3 protein-coding genes are annotated in these 2777 nt (G+C 33.7%); all 3 read right to left on the bottom strand.

All coding sequences use genetic code 11. The features are described from left to right. Nucleotides 1-917: 917 nt before the first annotated feature. Nucleotides 918-1097 (bottom strand): hypothetical protein, encoded by a 180-nt coding sequence (locus GMC_RS0100075; RefSeq protein WP_029489516.1) that lies wholly within the window; start codon nucleotides 1095-1097, stop codon nucleotides 918-920. Nucleotides 1098-1106: 9 nt separating this feature from the next. Next, a complete protein-coding gene (locus GMC_RS0100070; protein ID WP_010520214.1) occupies nucleotides 1107-2129 on the bottom strand; it encodes a PDDEXK nuclease domain-containing protein in 1023 nt (340 codons plus the stop codon). Between the two features lie 29 nt (nucleotides 2130-2158). Continuing rightward, nucleotides 2159-2777: tyrosine-type recombinase/integrase (locus tag GMC_RS0100065; protein WP_010520213.1), on the bottom strand; the 619-nt coding region annotated here is incomplete at its 5' end.

Raw genomic sequence — 2777 nt, 5'->3', positions numbered from 1 at the left:
GCCCTTTTGTTTTCATTTGAAGAAAAATAACCTATTTAACAGGTGATTTTTAAAAGCAATATTATACTATTAGCAATATCGCAACTCGTGTTAAAATGCTATTTTTATTGCTCTAGGAGTCTATTTGACTAAAAACTAACGCCTTTCAGTTGTTGTATTTTAAAAATCGAACGATTTAAAAACATGGCTTTTTCGATTCAGCTTTTAGTTTGTCAATCGTTCGTTTTTTAAAATAGTAGCCCAGCGGCTTAGAGCGACACAAAATGCTTCAAGCCTTTACGGCGTTTGAGTAATCTGCGAAGCTCCACCATAAAGCGGAAAGGTGGGGCGTGCCGTGCAATTTTTGCCTGCCGAATAAGGCAGCAATTGCGCGTGAGTAAAAAAACAAGAATCTTGATTCAATAAAATAGCATTGAATTGTTTTTTTATGCTACGCACCACCAAGCGGTGGAGCCCATAAAGTGTGGAGGGATGTTGCTGTGGCGAACTTTTTTGACTCAAAAAGTATGACAGGGCAATAGACTGGGAACACGACGAGCCAGACCAAGGTGGCTGGGGCAATGGCTTTTTTGTAGTCCTGCAACGCAAGTGGAAGTGAATACTAAAAAGTATTGGCATAGGGTGGGGGCTGGTGAGACCTTTGACAGCGAATAAGCACTCGAAGCGGTAGCGAAGTAGCCTATGTGTATTAAATTCCGACCGATAGGTAGTCCTGATTATTTTTCATAAATGTTTTTGGATATATCCATTTTGTATCCAATTTTACCCAATTAAAAAATCCCAAGCATTTAACTTGGGATTTCTCTATAAAACTCTATTCTTCATTGTAATATTTTTTAGCAGCATCTAGCATTTTTTGAAGTAATATTTCATCCTCGCAATTTGATATAAAATCACAAATGTAAGCTCTTAATTTTTCAGTCTCTTGATCCATAGGTTAGTTCTTGTTTTTCTTCTTCTTTTAATGATTTCCACCACTCAGGTTGCTGCATCTTTTTATGATAGATTAGTAAATTCTTAATCGCTAGAATAAAATTAGGATCTCTAATCTCTTTTATTTCTTCAATTATTGAATCTATTTCTTGTTGAATATCCATATCCAATGTCTACTTAATATATTTCTCTAAATGAGCTGCAATCTCTTCAGAAGAAGGTAATAATTTTTGCATATCCTCTGGAAGCTGTTCTGTGATAGTGTAATCAGCAACACCCATCGGAGCATTTACACGCTTTAAAGCATATTCAACAACAGTTCTATTTTTACCTTTACAAATAATAATTCCAATAGAAGGGTTTTCGTCTATCTCCTTTTCTTGTTCATCTAATGCTGTGAGATAAAATTGCATTTGACCTGCATGCTCTGGTTTAAACTTAGTAGTTTTTAACTCTACGACTACTAAACACTTTAATCTTCTATGATAAAGTAATAGGTCAATATAAAAATCATCTTCACCAACACTAACTTTATATTGGTTTGCTATAAAAGCAAAGTCACTACCCATTTCCATTAAAAAAGAACGGATATTTTTTATAAGTGATAACTCCATTTCTCGCTCTCCATAATTTTCACTCATTCCTAAAAAGTCGAAGCTATAACTATCTTTTACTGCTAATTTCGCTTGATGGCGATATTTTTCTTCTAAAGAACTATCAAAATTCGTTTGATTTAATAAAAAGCGTTCATATGATTTCCCCTCTATTTGATGTATTAAAACACTTTTTGTCCAACCATACTTTCTAGTCATTCGAATGTAAAACTCTCGTTCTAAATCATCTTTGCACTTATCTAAGATTAGGATATTATGACTCCAACCTATTTCTGCAACTAATGGTTGCAGTTTTTTATTTGCATTGTAATGATTATAAAAATTACGCATATACCATAGATTTCTACTAGAAAAACCTTTAACTCCAACAAACTCTTTTTGTAAATCAGCAGACAAGGTTTCTACTACAGATTTACCCCACCCAAATTCTTCTTGACGTTTTACTATTGCACTTCCAACATCCCAATACAATGCAATCAGCTCTTTGTTCACTTGCTTTAAAGCCTTGTATTGTGATTGATATACGTGTTCTTTTATTTCTGCAAAAAAACTTAGATACTCTTTATTTTCTGTAATACTCATAACACAAAGTTATTATTTATTGATAGAGTTTATCCAAGATCATTCAAAGGATGATGCAATTGCAATTGTCCTCTAAGTTGTTCTAGGTTACTTTTTTGGTAACGCTCGGTGCTTAAAATACTGCGATGTCCTGCAAAAAGTTGTACACTACGTAAGTTTTCGCCTTGTTGTAATAATTGGTAAATCACACTTTGACGAATAACTCTAGGTTTATATTTTCTTGTAAATCCTTTATTGGTCATACTATTAATATGCTCCTTATCTAACTGCCTTCCTGTTCTAGAGAGTAAAAATAAGGTTTCATCATTGTGTTTTACTAGCTTAGGGTATAACTCTTGCTGATACTTATAAATCGTAATGGTTTGTTGGGATTTTAATTTTAGGGATCGATCGTTTAAAATAACACTTCCCTTTTCTAAATCTATGTGTTGCACTTCTATATTTACGATTTCACTAACGCTTAAGCCTTGGTAAACTAATAACTGTCGGATCACTTGATTACGTAATTTAAACATACATTGATCTTGACGATGAACAAAGTTTTCTAGTTCTTCTTTGGTGTAGAGGGTGTCTACAAAAACACGCTGATCTACACGATCTTTTAACACCAAATGAGGGCAAGGATGTTGCTTAATGATTTCTAAATCT

Source organism: Aquimarina agarivorans, assembly GCF_000218485.1.
In the GTDB taxonomy this organism is placed as follows: Bacteria; Bacteroidota; Bacteroidia; order Flavobacteriales; family Flavobacteriaceae; genus Aquimarina; species Aquimarina agarivorans.
The sequence above is the reverse complement of the archived record's forward strand: the minus strand, read 5'-3'. Positions and strand labels throughout refer to the sequence as shown.

What these genes read in the sequence shown, in the direction of transcription:
- GMC_RS0100075 (WP_029489516.1), bottom strand. Translation starts at nt 1,097, where the DNA reads ATGGATATTCAACAAGAAATAGATTCAATAATTGAAGAAATAAAAGAG.
- GMC_RS0100070 (WP_010520214.1), bottom strand. Translation starts at nt 2,129, where the DNA reads ATGAGTATTACAGAAAATAAAGAGTATCTAAGTTTTTTTGCAGAAATA.